Genomic DNA, 12,659 nt, shown 5'->3' on the forward strand with positions numbered 1-12,659 from the left:
CCGCCCCCTAGCGATACGGCGCATCGGCTTCAAGGTTCGCGGCAATGGCCCGCTCCCACTTGTCCCCGTTCGCCAATAGCTTAGCCTTGTCGTAGAGCAGTTCTTCGCGCGTTTCGGTCGCGTATTCGAAGTTCGGCCCTTCAACGATTGCGTCCACCGGGCAGGCTTCCTGGCAGAAGCCGCAGTAGATGCACTTCGTCATGTCGATGTCGTAGCGCGTAGTGCGGCGCGACCCGTCCTCGCGTGGCGCCGCCTCGATGGTGATCGCCTGTGCCGGGCAGATCGCCTCGCACAGCTTGCAGGCGATGCAGCGTTCCTCACCGTTGGGATAACGGCGCAGGGCGTGCTCACCACGGAAGCGGGGCGAAAGCGGGTTCTTCTCGAACGGGTAGTTGATCGTCGCCTTGGGCTTGAAGAAGTACTTCAAGGTCAGCCAATGCGCCTTCACGAACTCCCAGAGCGTGAAGCTCTTGATGAACTGTGCGGCAGTCATGCGAAGTGTCCGGTAGCCATGAGGTAGCCGCTGACGAGAACAACGAACAGCAGCGAGGTGGGGAGGAAGACCTTCCAGCCCAGACGCATCAGCTGGTCATAGCGGTACCGCGGGACGGTCGCCTTCACCCAGCTGAACACGAAGAAGAAGAACAGCACCTTGAGCAGGAACCAGATGAAGCCCGGCACGAGGTACAGAACGGGGATGTCGAGCGGCGGCAGCCAGCCACCCCAGAACAGGGTCGCGTTCAGCGCACACATCAGCAGCACGTTGGCGTATTCGCCCAGCCAGTAGGCGGCGAAGGCCATCGACGAGTATTCAGTCTGGTACCCGGCGACGAGTTCCGATTCCGCCTCGGTCAGGTCGAACGGCGCGCGCTGCGTCTCGGCCATGCCCGAGATCAGGAACATCACCGCCATCGGGAACAGCAGCGGGTTGAAGCCGAAGCCGTTGAACAGGCCAAGGACGTGGCCGTCCTGCGCCTTGACGATGTCGTTGAGGTTGAAGGTGCCCGCCCACAGGACGACGCAGATCAGGATGAAGCCGATGGAGACTTCATAGCTGATCATCTGCGCCGAGGCGCGCATCGCCGAGAAGAACGGGTATTTGGAGTTCGAAGCCCAGCCCGCCATCACCGTGCCGTAGACACCCAGCGAGCTGATCGCGAGCACGTAGAGCAGGCCAACGTTGATGTCGGCGAGGATCGCGCCCGAGTTGAACGGGATCACCGCCCAGGCCATCAGCGCCACCGTGAAGGTCACGATTGGCGCGAGCAGGAAGATGCCCTTGTTCGCTGCCGAGGGAATGATGGTTTCCTGCAGGAAGACCTTGAGGCCGTCCGCGAAGGACTGCAGCAGGCCAAACGGGCCGACCACGTTCGGGCCGCGGCGCAGCGCCATGGCGGCCCAGATCTTGCGGTCGGCATAGATGATCATCGCCACGCCGAGCAGCAGCGGCAGCGCGATCAGCAGGATGCCGCAGATCGTCGAGACGAACCACGCCCACTCGTAGGACATGCCGAGAGTCTGGAAGAACGAAGTCATTCCGCGGTCTCCGCAATTTCCTCGCCGTGCAGCAGTTCAGCCGAACATTGCTGCATGGTCGCGCTGGCGCGGGCGATGGGGTTGGTCATGTAGAAGTCCTTGACCGGGTAAGCGATCAGGCCGGAGGCGGAACCACCGCCGGCAGGCAGGTCGCTCCCGTAGTCCGCAAGGCCTTCGCTGCCAAGGGCGGGAACTTCGGAAATCATCGCCGAGCGCAATTCCTCGAAGCTGTCGAAGCCGATCGACACGCCGAACGCATCAGCCAGCGCGCGCAGGATGGTCCAGTCCTCGCGGGCATCGCCCGGAGCGAACACAGCCTTGTCGGCCCACTGCACGCGGCCTTCCGTGTTGACGTAAGTGCCTGCCTTCTCGGTGTAGGCCGAGGCCGGCAGGATCACGTCGGCGGCATGGGCACCCTTGTCGCCGTGATGGCCGATATAGACGATCATAGAGCCGGCGAACTTGGTGTAATCCACCTCGTCAGCGCCGAGCGACAGCAGCACCTTCGGCTTGGCCGCGACCACGTCAGCAAGGCCGCCCTTCTGCGCGTAGCCCAGCATCAGACCGCCCATGCGGGCCGCTGCCATATGCAGGACGTTGAAGCCGTTCCACGTGGTGCCGTCTTCCAGCTCGCGCACGATACCGATCTGCTCGCCAACCGAAAGCGCGGCTTCGAGGCCGCCCCGGCCCAGCGCGGCACCGCCGAGGATGATCGCGGGACGCTTGGCGTCGCGGATCGTTTCCCAGACGTGGTCGGGCAGGTTGCCGATGACCGAGAGGTCCTCGCCGAGGAACTCGCCGCCGAAAGTGGTTTCCCACTCGGGTCCGATCAGGAAGACCTTGGCGCCGCGCTTCACGGCCTTGCGCAGGCGGGCGTTCACCAGCGGCGCTTCCCAGCGCACGTGGCTGCCCACGATCAGGATGGCGTCCGCCGTCTCGATGCCGGAAAGCGTGGTGTTGAAGTTCACCGCAGCAAGGCTGGACGTATCGTAGTCCATGCCGGTCTGGCGGCCTTCGAGCAGGCTCGAACCGAGCGCGCCCACCAGCTTCTTCGCGGCGAACATCGTCTCGCAATCGAGCATGTCACCAGCGACGGCGGCAATCGAGTTGCCCGGGTTCAGCGTGGCGATGGCCTGGAAGGCCTCGTTCCAGCTCACCGGAACCAGCTTGCCGTCGCGGCGCAGGTAGGGCTTGTCGAGGCGGCGCTTCACAAGGCCGTCGACCATGTAGCGCGCCTTGTCGCTGATCCACTCCTCGTTCACGTCGTCATTGACGCGCGGCAGCACGCGCAGCACTTCGCGGCCACGGCTGTCGATGCGGATGTTCGCGCCGACGGCATCCGACACGTCGATGCCGAGCGTCTTCTTGAGCTCCCACGGACGGGCCTCGAACGCGTAGGGACGCGACGTCAGCGCGCCGACCGGGCAAAGGTCGATCACATTGGCCGACATCTCGTGCTTCGCGGCCTGCTCCAGATAGGTGGTGATCTGCATCGACTCGCCGCGATAGAGCGCGCCAATCTCGTCCACGCCCGCGATTTCTTCGGAGAAGCGTACGCAGCGGGTGCAGTGGATGCAGCGCGTCATCGTGGTCTTGATGAGCGGGCCCATGTTCTTTTCGGTCACCGCGCGCTTGTGCTCGTGATAACGCGAGCCGCCGCGGCCATAGGCCACCGACTGGTCCTGCAGGTCGCACTCGCCGCCCTGGTCGCAGATCGGGCAATCGAGCGGGTGATTGATGAGGAGGAACTCCATCACCCCTTCCCGCGCCTTCTTGACCATTTCGGAGTCGGTGCGGATTTCCTGGCCTTCAGCGGCCGGAAGCGCGCACGAAGCCTGCGGCTTGGGTGGTCCGGGCTTCACCTCGACGAGGCACATGCGGCAGTTGCCCGCAATCGACAGGCGCTCATGATAGCAGAAGCGCGGGATTTCCTTACCGGCCAGCTCGCAGGCCTGCAGGACGGTCGCGCCTGCCGGGACTTCGAGTTCTACGCCGTCAACGGTTACCTTGGGCATTACTCAGCGGCCTCCGCAACATTGCCAGCCTCAGCGATGCGCCGTTCCAGCTCGGGGCGGAAGTGGCGGATCAGGCCCTGGATCGGCCATGCGGCCGCATCGCCCAGAGCGCAGATGGTGTGGCCTTCGACCTGCTTGGTCACCTGGAACAGCATGTCGATTTCCTCGACCGCCGCGTCGCCGGTGCGCAGGCGTTCCATCACCCGCCACATCCAGCCCGTGCCTTCACGGCAGGGCGTGCACTGGCCGCAGCTCTCGTGCTTGTAGAAATGCGAAAGGCGGGCGATGGCGCGCACGATGTCGGTGGACTTGTCCATCACGATCACGGCGGCGGTGCCGAGACCAGAGCCGACAGCCTTGAGACCGTCGAAGTCCATCGGCGCGTCCCAGATCTGGTCGGCCGGGACGAGCGGAACCGAGGAGCCTCCGGGGATCACGGCGAGGAGGTTTTCCTTGCCGCCGCGGATGCCGCCGCAGTGCTTTTCGATCAGCTCGCTGAAGGGGATGCTCATTTCCTCTTCGACGACGCACGGCTTGTTCACGTGCCCCGAAATCTGGAAGAGCTTGGTGCCCTTGTTATTGTCACGGCCGAAACTGGAGAACCACGAAGCGCCGCGCCGCATGATGGTGGGCGCAACCGCGATCGATTCGACGTTGTTGACCGTGGTCGGGCAGCCGTAGAGGCCCGCACCCGCCGGGAACGGCGGCTTCAGGCGGGGCTGGCCCTTCTTGCCTTCGAGGCTCTCGATCATCGCGGTCTCTTCGCCGCAAATGTAGGCGCCCGCGCCGCGGTGGACGAAGACGTCGAAATCGTAGCCCGAACCGGCCGCGTTCTTGCCCAGCAGGCCCGCCGCATAAGCCTCATCGCGTGCGGCGAAGAGCGTCTCGGCCTCGCGGATGTATTCGCCGCGAATGTAGATGTAGGCCGCGCGCGCACCCATCGCGAAACCGGCGACCAGCGCGCCTTCGAGCAGGATGTGCGGATCGTGACGGATGATCTCGCGGTCCTTGCACGAGCCCGGCTCGGATTCGTCGGCGTTGATCACGAGGAAGCTGGGCTTGGGATTGCCGTTGTGATCGACCGGCGGCTGCTTGGGCATAAACGACCACTTGAGGCCGGTCGGGAAGCCCGCGCCGCCGCGTCCGCGAAGACCCGAGGCCTTGATTTCCTCGATGATCGCGTCGCGGCCCTTGGCGATGATGTCCTTGGTGCCGTCCCAGGCGCCGCGCGCCTGCGCTTCCTTCAGGTTCCACGGCTGATAGCCGTAGACATTGGTGAAGATGCGGTCCTTGTCTGCGAGAGCCATGGCTTACCACTCCCCTCGATAGTCGTGATTTTCGGTGACCATCGCAGTCAGCGTGGTCGGCCCGCCCGAAGGTTCCACCGTGTGGCGGCCCGGTTCCTGCGTGCCGGCCTTGGGAGTCTCACCCTTGGCCAGTGCATCGAGGACTACGTCAAGGCGCTCTGCGGTCAGGTCCTCGTAGTTGTCGTCGTTGATCTGCACCATCGGGGCCGAGGCGCAGTTGCCCATGCACTCGACCTCGGTGAACGACCACAGGCCGTCATCGGTGATGTGCCCGGCCTTCATCCCGCGCGCCTTGCACGCGGCGATGATGTCGTCCGAGCCGCGCAGCATGCACGGCGTGGTGCCGCAGACCTGCACGTGGAACCGGCCGATCGGGGCGATGTTGTACATCGTGTAAAAGGACGCGACCTCGACCACGCGGATGATCGGCATGTCGAGCTGCGTCGCGACAAATTCCATCACCGGGATCGGCAGCCAGCCTTGCGTGTTCTCTTCCGCGCCGACCTGGCGCTGGGCGAGATCGAGCAGCGGCATCACGGCCGAGCGCTGGCGCCCTTCCGGATAGCGCGCGATGATGTCCTTCGCCTTTGCGGCGTTGGCTTCAGTCCAGGCAAAATTGCCCCAACGCGCCCGCAGTTCGGGCGTATCGGGTTCGATATAGCGGTCAGCCATGCTTACCCCTGCGCTTCAGCCATTGATCCTGGCCGAAAAAGAAAATCTCAAATCCGCCGATCGCCGTCGCAAGCATCGCGATCATCGGCGAAGGCATCGATCCGGTGGAGAGCACTCCGAAATAGAGCGCGACGAGGAACAGCCCGGTCATGGCCGCCCACACGCGGATCATCTCGACCGTCGTCAGCCTCACCGGATAAACTCCACGCGGCTGCACTTGCCATCTTCGAAGCTGTAGACGGCAAGAACGTCAAACGGCTCAACGAGATCCGAACCATCGGTCGCCGGACCGCGCGTCACGTGCTCGCGGAAGACGACGTAGTTGTCGGTCACTTCGCGCGAGACGATCTCGGCCTTGTTCTGCGGCCACCTGGCGAAAGCCGTGGCAAGGCCCGAACGCGTGCCTTCCTTGCCTTCGCGCACGACCGCACCGCGATAGTTCGCTTCGCAGGCGTCGTCGGTCATGTACGAGACGTAGAGGTCAGCATCCTGCGCATTGTACGCAGCGATCATGGCCTCTGCTGTGGCCAGATTGCTCACCGGTCGCACTCCCCGAACACCACGTCGATGGCGCCCAGAATGGCAGTCGCGTCCGGCAGCATGTGGCCCTTGGACATGAAGTCCATCGCCTGCAGGTGCGAGAACGCGGTCGGGCGGATCTTGCAACGGTATGGCTTGTTGGAGCCATCCGAGACCAGATAGACACCGAATTCGCCCTTGGGGCTTTCCGTCGCGACATAAACTTCGCCCGCCGGGACGTGGAAGCCTTCGGTGTAGAGCTTGAAGTGATGGATCAGCGATTCCATCGAGCTCTTCATCTCGCCGCGCTTGGGCGGGGAAACCTTGCGGTCGTCAGAGCAAATCGGGCCTTCCGGCATCTCGGCCAGGCACTGCTTCATGATCTTCGCCGACTGGCGCACTTCCTCGACGCGGACCATGAAACGGTCGTAGCAGTCCGAGTTGGTGCCGACCGGGATCTCGAAGTCCATGCGGTCATAGACGTCGTAGGGCTGCTGTTTGCGGATATCCCACGGGATACCGGCAGCGCGGATCATCGGGCCGGAGAAGCCCCAGGCCACCGCGTCTTCCTTCGAAACCAGCGCGATGTCGACATTGCGCTGCTTGAAGATGCGGTTGTCGACGACGAGGCTCATCGCGTCCTCGAACAGGCGCGGCAGGCGCGTGTCGAGCCATTCGCCGATGTCGGCGAGCAGCTTGAGCGGCACGTCCTGATGCACGCCGCCCGGACGGAACCACGCCGAGTGCATGCGGGCGCCCGAGGCGCGCTCGAAGAAGTTGAGGCAGTCTTCGCGGATTTCGAACAGCCACAGGTTCGGGGTCATGGCGCCCACGTCCATGACGTGCGAGCCCATGTTGAGCATGTGGTTACAGATGCGGGTCAGCTCGGCGAAGAGCACGCGCAGGTACTGGGCGCGCAGCGGCACTTCGACGTTGAGCAGCTTTTCGACCGCCAGCACGTAGGAGTGCTCCATGCCCAGCGGCGAGCAGTAGTCCAGGCGGTCGAAATACGGCAGCGCCTGAAGGTAGGTCTTGTGCTCGATCAGTTTTTCGGTGCCGCGATGAAGCAGACCGACGTGCGGATCGATGCGTTCGATCACTTCGCCGTCGAGTTCCATGACCATGCGCAGCACGCCGTGCGCGGCCGGGTGCTGCGGACCGAAGTTGATCGTGTAGTTGTCGACGACGTCGCCCGTGGTGGTGGGCGACTGTTCGAGCTGCATGCTCATACCTTGTCTCCCTCGGCCTTCTCGTCACCTGGCAGGATGTAGTCCGCTCCTTCCCAGGGGCTCATGAAGTCGAACTGGCGCAGATCCTGCGCAAGCTTGACCGGCTCGTAGACCACGCGCTTGTCCTCTTCGGAGTAGCGCAGTTCCTGATAGCCTGTGAGCGGGAAGTCCTTGCGGAACGGATGGCCCTCGAAACCGTAGTCGGTGAGGATGCGGCGCAGGTCCGGATTGCCGGCGAAGATCACGCCGTACATGTCGAACACTTCGCGCTCCAGCCAGCCCGCATTGGGCCACAGCGTGGTGACGGTCGGCACCGGAGTGTTGTCGGCCGCGTTGACCTTCACCAACAGGCGATGGTTCTTCGTGTACGAGAGCAGCATGTAGACGACTTCGAAGCGCTCGGGACGCGAGGGGTAATCGACCCCCGCCATTTCCATCAGCGACTGATACTCGTGCTCGTCACGCAGCAGGCGGAGAGCGTTCTCGATCTCGCCGCGCGCGATGGTGAGGACGACTTCGCCGTGCTCTTCGCGCGACGCGACCAGCATCGAACCGAGCGCGGCCGAAAGCGCGTCGATCACGCCTTCGTTCGAAGCGAACTTCGGGGCGGAATGCAGAACAGCCATCTGGTCTTACCTTTCCACCGTGCCGACGCGGCGAATCTTCCGCTGGAGCTGCATCACGCCGTAAAGCAGCGCTTCGGCAGTGGGCGGGCACCCGGGGACGTAGATGTCGACCGGGACGATACGGTCACAGCCGCGCACGACGCTGTAGCTGTAGTGATAGTAGCCGCCGCCATTGGCGCAGCTGCCCATCGAGATGACGTACTTCGGCTCCGACATCTGGTCATAGACCTTGCGCAGCGCCGGGGCCATCTTGTTGCACAGCGTGCCGGCCACGATCATCACGTCCGACTGGCGCGGGGACGCGCGCGGGGCGGCGCCGAAGCGCTCCATGTCGTAACGCGGCATGTTCACGTGGATCATCTCGACCGCGCAGCAAGCAAGGCCGAAGGTCATCCACCACAGCGAGCCGGTACGGGCCCACTGGAACAGTTCCTCGGTCGAGGTGACGAGGAAGCCCTTGTCGGACACTTCCTGATTGAGGTCGTTGAAGAACGACTGGTCGGGGGGCGTAACCGCGCCGCCCTGGGAGAGCGGCTGTCCGGCAGAATTCACGAGCGTGCTCATTCCCAGTCCAGAGCTCCCTTCTTCCATGCATAGGCAAGGCCAATGGCCAGTTCGCCGAGGAACACCATCATCGTCAGCCAGCCGGCCCAGCCGGTCTCCTTGAGCGAGACGGCCCAGGGGAACAGGAACGCGGCTTCAAGGTCGAAGACGATGAACAGGATCGCCACGAGATAGAAGCGGACGTCGAACTTGCTGCGCGGATCCTCGAACGCGGGAAAGCCGCATTCATATTCGCTGTTTTTCTCGGCATTCGGCTGATGCGTGCCGGTCAGGCGGGCGACGCCCATCGGAAGAAAAACGATCACCCCCGAAAGCGCCAGCGCAATCACCAGGAATATCAGGATCGGCAGGTATTGTGACAGATCAGTCAATGGTTCTGGCCTCATACCGGAATGCGACTGCCGGACTCGTCCCATGCGGAGCACGTCCGGTCGTTGGGCGCGCTCTTAGGACAGGCATATCGGCATCGCAAGGTGTCCGCGTGGATTATTCCGGCCTTATGCGTTGCATTGCAACAAGACTCGGCACGGGAATGAGGGAATCCCGGCATCACAGCGACTGACGCCGCCTCTGCACAGCAATGAAAGCCCGAAAACCCGTCACTGTTGCGCCTGTGCGAGTCGGTCTGGCATTCTGGCCAGGCGTCACCACATAGACGCAGGAAACCTTTACAGATGCGGTCCGGCCCCGGAGTCGAGGCTGCTGTAATGACAAATCCGTTCTGGTATCGGACGGCCACGGTGCCAGAACAATTCGCTGCAGCGGCGACGCCGCTTCAATCATTGCATTTGGTGCATCGCAACATTATCCGGTCGGCAACTGTCTAACATCATAGCTCGAGAGGCACGCACATGGCCCAGATTTCGGCATCTGATCCGATCGTCATTCTTTCTTACGCACGCACGCCCATGGGCGGCCTGCAGGGCGCCTTCGCCGATGTTTCGGCGACTGACCTCGGCGCCACCGCCGTCAAGGCCGCTGTAGAGCGCGCCGGAGTCGCCGGCGAGGACATCGAGCGCATCTACATGGGCTGCGTACTGCCCGCCGGTCTCGGCCAGGCCCCTGCCCGCCAGGCAGCGATCAAGGCCGGTCTTCCCAAGTCGGTGCAGGCGACCACCGTCAACAAGGTCTGCGGCTCGGGCATGCAGACGGTCATCATGGGCGCAGAAGCCCTCGCCGCCGGTTCGCTAGACGTCGTTGTGGCGGGCGGCATGGAATCGATGACCAACGCCCCCTACCTGCTCAAAAAGCATCGTTCAGGCGCGCGCGCTGGTCACGATACCGCTTACGACCACATGTTCCTCGACGGCCTCGAGGATGCCTACGAGGGCGGCTCGATGGGCTCTTTCGCTCAGAAGACGGCCGACGAATACCAGCTCACTCGCGACAACCAGGACGATTACTCCATCGAGTCGCTGCGCCGCGCCGTCGAAGCTATCGACACCGGCGCCTTCAAGGGCGAAGTCGTTCCCGTCACCGTGAAGACCCGCAAGGGCGACGTGGTGGTCGATACCGACGAGCAGCCGGGCAAGGGCAATCCGGACAAGATCCGTGCGCTCAAGGCCGCCTTCGCCAAGGACGGCACCATCACCGCCGCCAGCTCCAGCTCGATCTCGGACGGTGCTGCGGCCATGGTGCTCAGCCGCAAGAGCGTGGCCGAAGCCAAGGGTCTGACCCCGGTGGCCACCGTTGTCGGCGTGTCCGCCCACGCGCAGGAGCCTGCGAAGTTCACCACGGCTCCGGTCGGCGCGATCACCAAGCTGATGGAAAAGACCGGCTGGCAACTTTCGGACGTAGACCTGTTCGAAGTGAACGAGGCTTTCGCCTGCGTCGCGATGTTCGCGATGAAGGACCTCGGCATCCCGCATGACAAGGTCAACATCCACGGCGGCGCCACGGCTCTCGGCCACCCGATCGGCGCCTCGGGCACCCGCATCATTGTTACCCTGATCAATGCCCTGAAGGAAAAGGGCCTGAAGAAGGGTGTTGCCTCGCTTTGCATCGGCGGCGGCGAAGCGACGGCCGTGGCGGTCGAGCTGGTCTGATCGCAAGACCAAAACACAGAACATGAAACCCCCGCCCTCACCGGCGGGGGTTTTCTTTTTCCCGCGCCCTTACCCGGCTCGCGCGACCTTTCGCGTGCATCAATACAATCAAGGTAAACGGTCACGCCCCCGAAGCAGCGGACAAGTCCCATCTGTCACAAAAGTGAAATTTAACCCCCACACACTAGACGCGGAAAGCATTGCCCCAGCCCCCCTTCCAACATGGAGCTTCAATGTTTTCCCGCAGCGTAACCGCCCGTTTGATGGCGCCCCTGTTCCTTTCGTTTTCCCTCCTCTGCCTGCTGACAGGCGTAACCCTTCACCTCGAACGTTCTGTCGCCAACGCCAACGACGCCGCGCTCGATGCGGAATCGCTGGCCTTTGAGCTGGGCGAACTGCGGTCGGTAAGCCGTTCGCTGCAGCGAGACGCATTGAACCTGATCAGCGAGCCCGCCGGGGAAGGGCGCTCCGTGATCATGGGCAAGTTCGACAAGCGCAAGGGCAAGATGGAAGAGGACCTGCGTTCGCTTCAGGAATCGGCCAGCGCCGCCGGCCTCTCGCCCGACTTCTTTACCACCCAGGCTTCCGTCATTGCCGAACTGAGCGGCGTTGTGGAAATGGCCGGCGCAGGTAATGCCGTTGCCGCAACCGACCATTTCCGCAATCGCGTGCGCCCTGCCGAACGGGCTGCTTCAGAAATTGCCGATGCCCGCATCGATGCCCTCAAGGAGGAAATCGTCACGCTGCGCGAATCCGCGACCAGCACGGCAACGGATTTCCGGATCGTCCTGCTTGCCGCAACGGCCATCCTGAGTGCGCTCGGGTTGTGGGCCGGCTTCCTGATCACCCGCAGGAGCGTGGTACTGCCGCTTAACGACCTGCGCGAAAGCATGGGCGTGCTGGCTTCAGGCCGGACCGATGCCGCGATCCCGCATGGTGGACGCGCCGACGAAATCGGCCAGATGAGCCAATCGATGAGCGTCTTCCGCGACCAGCTCGCTGCCGCCGAGCGCTCCAAGGAGGCCCAGACCGCGCTAATCGTCGACAGCATCGGTTCGGCGCTTTCGCGCCTCGCCGATGGCGACCTGGTTTACCGCGTCGAGACCAAGCTCGAGGGGCCTTTTGCCAAGCTCAGGACCGATTTCAACGAGGCCGCCACCTCGCTCCAGACCGCCTTTTCGCAAGTCGCGCAGGTTGCAGGCGGTATCAATGGCGGCGCCAGCGAGATCCGCGCCGCATCGGACGATCTCGCCCAGCGCACCGAGCAACAGGCCGCAAGCCTCGAAGAAACGGCAGCGGCAATGAACCAGATCACCAGTACTGTCGGTACTACGGCCGATCGCGCGGCAAGCGCCAATGCGGTGGTGCGCAGCGTCAGGCAGGAAGCCGAACAGTCAGGCACCATCGTCCGCAACGCCGTCGAGGCGATGAGCGGCATCGAACGCACCTCGAGCGAAATTTCCGAGATCATTTCGGTCATCGACGGCATCGCATTCCAGACCAACCTGCTCGCCCTCAACGCGGGTGTCGAGGCGGCCCGCGCCGGTGACGCCGGCAAGGGTTTTGCCGTCGTGGCATCGGAAGTGCGCGCCCTGGCCCAACGCTCCGCCGAGGCCGCCACCAACGTCAAGAGCCGCATCAGCGCTTCGTCCGTACAGGTCCAGTCAGGCGTCCAGTTCGTCGGCGAGACCGGCGATGCCCTTAAGCGCATCATCGAGAGGATCGGCGAAATCGACAGCATCGTCGCTGAAATCGCGGAATCCGCCCTCGACCAGTCTTCGGGCCTTCAGCAGGTAAACCGCGCCGTGGCCGACATGGACGTGGTAACCCAGCAAAACGCCGCCATGGTCGAGGAAGCCACCGCCGCTGCACGCAGCCTTTCTGCCGAGGCCACGGGGCTCGCCGAGCAGATCGCCCGGTTTCGCACGGACGGAGCAGGCACACCTGTCACCAAGCCCGCGCAGCGTCCGGCCGCCCGCCGTCCAGCGCCCGCCACGCCGGCACGGAACGCGGTGCCCCTGTCGATCGGAAATGCCGCGCTGGCTATCAATCACGACGATTGGTCGGAATTCTGATCCCGTCCGAAACCGTTCCGGCGGGCCTTCACGGCCTGCCGGAACGCCGCAAACCTTCCGGCCAACCGCAT

At 63.7% G+C, this 12,659-nt stretch carries 12 protein-coding genes and 1 pseudogene; 2 read left to right on the plus strand and 11 right to left on the minus strand.

The genetic code is table 11. From position 1 onward, the window contains the following. Positions 1–7 precede the first annotated feature (7 nt). From nuoI to MTR64_RS04820, 11 genes and pseudogenes are all read right to left on the minus strand, one after another. Positions 8–493 (minus strand): NADH-quinone oxidoreductase subunit NuoI, encoded by a 486-nt coding sequence (nuoI, locus tag MTR64_RS04770; RefSeq protein ID WP_243991257.1) that lies wholly within the window; start codon positions 491–493, stop codon positions 8–10. Then, positions 490–1,536 carry an NADH-quinone oxidoreductase subunit NuoH gene (gene nuoH, locus MTR64_RS04775; RefSeq protein WP_243991258.1) on the minus strand — a complete coding sequence of 349 codons (1,047 nt, stop codon included), beginning with the start codon at positions 1,534–1,536 and terminating at the stop codon, positions 490–492. The genes nuoI and nuoH overlap by 4 nt, the downstream gene beginning before the upstream one ends. Continuing rightward, the gene (gene nuoG / locus MTR64_RS04780) at positions 1,533–3,551 is read right to left on the minus strand and encodes an NADH-quinone oxidoreductase subunit NuoG (RefSeq protein ID WP_243991259.1); all 2,019 of its coding nucleotides are present in this window, start codon (positions 3,549–3,551) and stop codon (positions 1,533–1,535) included. Before nuoG ends, nuoH begins: the two co-directional genes overlap by 4 nt. Next, positions 3,551–4,858 carry an NADH-quinone oxidoreductase subunit NuoF gene (gene nuoF / locus MTR64_RS04785; RefSeq protein ID WP_243991260.1) on the minus strand — a complete coding sequence of 436 codons (1,308 nt, stop codon included), beginning with the start codon at positions 4,856–4,858 and terminating at the stop codon, positions 3,551–3,553. Before nuoF ends, nuoG begins: the two co-directional genes overlap by 1 nt. Before the next feature lie 3 nt (positions 4,859–4,861). Then, positions 4,862–5,530: a complex I 24 kDa subunit family protein gene (locus tag MTR64_RS04790; protein WP_243991261.1), complete on the minus strand. Its 669-nt coding sequence runs from the start codon at positions 5,528–5,530 to the stop codon at positions 4,862–4,864. Continuing rightward, positions 5,523–5,723: a hypothetical protein gene (locus MTR64_RS04795; protein WP_243991262.1), complete on the minus strand. Its 201-nt coding sequence runs from the start codon at positions 5,721–5,723 to the stop codon at positions 5,523–5,525. Before MTR64_RS04795 ends, MTR64_RS04790 begins: the two co-directional genes overlap by 8 nt. Beyond that, the gene (locus MTR64_RS04800) at positions 5,720–6,070 is read right to left on the minus strand and encodes a nuclear transport factor 2 family protein (RefSeq protein ID WP_243991263.1); all 351 of its coding nucleotides are present in this window, start codon (positions 6,068–6,070) and stop codon (positions 5,720–5,722) included. The genes MTR64_RS04795 and MTR64_RS04800 overlap by 4 nt, the downstream gene beginning before the upstream one ends. After that, the gene (locus tag MTR64_RS04805; protein WP_243991264.1) at positions 6,067–7,278 is read right to left on the minus strand and encodes an NADH-quinone oxidoreductase subunit D; all 1,212 of its coding nucleotides are present in this window, start codon (positions 7,276–7,278) and stop codon (positions 6,067–6,069) included. The genes MTR64_RS04800 and MTR64_RS04805 overlap by 4 nt, the downstream gene beginning before the upstream one ends. Positions 7,279–7,292: 14 nt before the next feature. Further along, positions 7,293–7,904, minus strand: a pseudogene (locus tag MTR64_RS04810) (NADH-quinone oxidoreductase subunit C); the annotation flags it as partial. Between the two features lie 6 nt (positions 7,905–7,910). Further along, positions 7,911–8,468, minus strand: coding sequence for a NuoB/complex I 20 kDa subunit family protein (locus tag MTR64_RS04815; protein WP_243991266.1), 558 nt, complete (start codon positions 8,466–8,468; stop codon positions 7,911–7,913). Then, on the minus strand, positions 8,465–8,839 hold the full coding sequence (locus MTR64_RS04820; protein ID WP_243991267.1) for an NADH-quinone oxidoreductase subunit A: 375 nt from the start codon (positions 8,837–8,839) through the stop codon (positions 8,465–8,467). Before MTR64_RS04820 ends, MTR64_RS04815 begins: the two co-directional genes overlap by 4 nt. A gap of 480 nt (positions 8,840–9,319) precedes the next feature. On the opposite strand from MTR64_RS04820, the gene MTR64_RS04825 reads away from it, so the two are divergent. Then, positions 9,320–10,513, plus strand: a complete 1,194-nt coding sequence (locus MTR64_RS04825) for an acetyl-CoA C-acyltransferase (protein WP_243991268.1) — start codon at positions 9,320–9,322, stop codon at positions 10,511–10,513. A 233-nt stretch (positions 10,514–10,746) separates the two neighbouring features. Beyond that, positions 10,747–12,588: a methyl-accepting chemotaxis protein gene (locus MTR64_RS04830; protein ID WP_243991269.1), complete on the plus strand. Its 1,842-nt coding sequence runs from the start codon at positions 10,747–10,749 to the stop codon at positions 12,586–12,588. Positions 12,589–12,659: the final 71 nt, after the last annotated feature.

The sequence above is a fragment of the Novosphingobium album (ex Hu et al. 2023) genome, assembly GCF_022832385.1.
Lineage (GTDB): Bacteria > Pseudomonadota > Alphaproteobacteria > Sphingomonadales > Sphingomonadaceae > Novosphingobium > Novosphingobium album.

Excerpts from the sequence above, each read along its gene's own strand:
- nuoI (WP_243991257.1), bottom strand. The coding sequence starts at position 493 with ATGACTGCCGCACAGTTCATCAAGAGCTTCACGCTCTGGGAGTTCGTG.
- nuoH (WP_243991258.1), bottom strand. The coding sequence starts at position 1,536 with ATGACTTCGTTCTTCCAGACTCTCGGCATGTCCTACGAGTGGGCGTGG.
- nuoG (WP_243991259.1), bottom strand. The coding sequence starts at position 3,551 with ATGCCCAAGGTAACCGTTGACGGCGTAGAACTCGAAGTCCCGGCAGGC.
- nuoF (WP_243991260.1), bottom strand. The coding sequence starts at position 4,858 with ATGGCTCTCGCAGACAAGGACCGCATCTTCACCAATGTCTACGGCTAT.
- MTR64_RS04790 (WP_243991261.1), bottom strand. The coding sequence starts at position 5,530 with ATGGCTGACCGCTATATCGAACCCGATACGCCCGAACTGCGGGCGCGT.
- MTR64_RS04805 (WP_243991264.1), bottom strand. The coding sequence starts at position 7,278 with ATGAGCATGCAGCTCGAACAGTCGCCCACCACCACGGGCGACGTCGTC.
- MTR64_RS04815 (WP_243991266.1), bottom strand. The coding sequence starts at position 8,468 with ATGAGCACGCTCGTGAATTCTGCCGGACAGCCGCTCTCCCAGGGCGGC.
- MTR64_RS04825 (WP_243991268.1), top strand. The coding sequence starts at position 9,320 with ATGGCCCAGATTTCGGCATCTGATCCGATCGTCATTCTTTCTTACGCA.
- MTR64_RS04830 (WP_243991269.1), top strand. The coding sequence starts at position 10,747 with ATGTTTTCCCGCAGCGTAACCGCCCGTTTGATGGCGCCCCTGTTCCTT.